Source organism: Bradyrhizobium manausense (assembly GCF_018130615.1).
Lineage (GTDB): Bacteria > Pseudomonadota > Alphaproteobacteria > Rhizobiales > Xanthobacteraceae > Bradyrhizobium > Bradyrhizobium manausense_A.
Genome location: NZ_JAFCKB010000045.1, coordinates 1 through 2,020 on the forward strand (window position 1 = coordinate 1; position 2,020 = coordinate 2,020).

At 65.0% G+C, this 2,020-nt stretch carries 1 protein-coding gene; it reads right to left on the minus strand.

Annotation, left to right across the window (positions count from 1 at the left end):
* On the minus strand, positions 1-2,020 hold a 2,020-nt coding region (gene scpA / locus JQ587_RS36570; RefSeq protein WP_212428602.1), incomplete at both ends, for a methylmalonyl-CoA mutase.

The window sequence follows — 2,020 nt, forward strand, 5'->3', positions numbered from 1 at the left end:
CCGCCGCCTCGCTGTGCCCGAGCCGGGCATTCAGCTTGCGGATCAGCTCTTCGGCGGCGTCCGCGATCACCGTGCCGGGCGGGAAGATGGCCTCGGCGCCGGCCGCATAGAGCGCGTCGTAATCCTGCGGCGGCACCACGCCGCCGACGATGATCATGATGTCCTCGCGGCCCTGCTTCTTCAGTGCGGCCTTCAGCTCCGGCACGGCGGTGAGATGCGCGGCGGCGAGCGAGGAGACGCCGAGAATGTGGACGTCGTTCTCGACCGCCTGTCGCGCCGCCTCGTCGGCGGTGGCAAACAGCGGCCCGATGTCGACGTCGAAGCCGATATCGGCGAAGGCAGACGCAATCACCTTCTGGCCGCGGTCGTGGCCGTCCTGGCCGATCTTGGCGACCAGGATGCGCGGACGGCGGCCCTCGGCCTCCTCGAAGGCGTCGATCAGCGCCTGAACCTTCTCGACCTGGTTGCCCATGCTGGACGCCTCCCGCTTGTAGACGCCGGTGATGGATTTGATCTCGGCGCGGTGGCGGCCGAACGCTTTCTCCATTGCATCAGAGATTTCGCCAACGGTCGCCTTGGCGCGCGCGGCGTCGATCGCGAGCGCGAGCAGATTGCCGTTGCCTTCGCCGGCCGAGCGCGTCAGCGCGGCGAGCGCGGCGTCGACGTCCTTCTGATTGCGCTCGGATTTGAGCCGCGTCAGCTTGTCGATCTGCAGCCGGCGCACATTGGTGTTGTCGACCTTGAGGATGTCGATCGGCGTCTCGTCGGTCGGCTTGTACTTGTTGACGCCGATCACGGCCTGCTTGCCGGCATCGATGCGGGCTTGCGTCTTGGCCGAGGCCTCCTCGATGCGCAGCTTGGGTACGCCGGCTTCGATGGCTTTCGCCATGCCGCCGAGTTCCTCGACTTCCTGGATGTGGCCCCACGCCTTCGCGGCGAGGTCGCGCGTCAGCCGCTCGACATAGTAGGAGCCGCCCCAGGGATCGATGATGCGGGTGGTGCCGCTCTCCTGCTGCAGGAATAGCTGGGTGTTGCGGGCAATGCGGGCCGAGAAATCGGTCGGCAGCGCCAGCGCCTCGTCGAGTGCGTTGGTGTGCAGCGACTGGGTGTGGCCTTGCGTCGCCGCCATCGCCTCGACGGTGGTGCGCATCACGTTGTTGAACACGTCCTGCGCGGTCAGCGACCAGCCCGAGGTCTGAGAATGCGTGCGCAGCGACAGCGAGCGCGGGTCTTTCGGATTGAAGGGCTTCAACAGCTTCGCCCAGAGCAGCCGCGCGGCGCGCAGCTTGGCGACTTCCATGAAGAAGTTCATGCCAATCGCCCAGAAGAACGACAGCCGCGGTGCGAAGCGGTCGACGTCGAGACCCGCAGCAAGTCCGGCGCGCAAGTATTCGACGCCGTCGGCGAGCGTATAGGCAAGCTCGAGATCCTGCGTCGCGCCGGCCTCCTGCATGTGATAGCCGGAGATCGAGATCGAATTATATTTTGGCATGTTTTGCGACGTGTAGGCGAAGATGTCCGAGATGATCCGCATCGAGGGCGCAGGCGGGTAGATATAGGTGTTGCGCACCATGAACTCTTTCAGGATGTCGTTCTGAATCGTCCCTGAGAGCTTCTCCGGCGGAACGCCTTGTTCCTCGGCGGCCGCAACGTAGAGCGCGAGGATCGGCAGCACCGCGCCGTTCATAGTCATGGACACGCTCATCTGGTCGAGCGGAATGCCAGCAAACAGCGTGCGCATGTCGTAGATGGAATCGATGGCGACGCCCGCCATGCCGACGTCACCGCCGACGCGCGGATGATCGCTGTCATAGCCGCGATGGGTGGCGAGGTCGAAGGCGACCGAGAGGCCCTTCTGTCCGGCCGCGAGGTTGCGACGATAGAAGGCGTTGGAATCCTCCGCCGTGGAGAAGCCGGCATATTGCCTGATAGTCCAGGGCTGGTTGACATACATGGTCGGGTAGGGGCCACGCAGGAACGGCGCAATCCCCGGATAGGTCTCGAGGAAATCGAGCCCGGC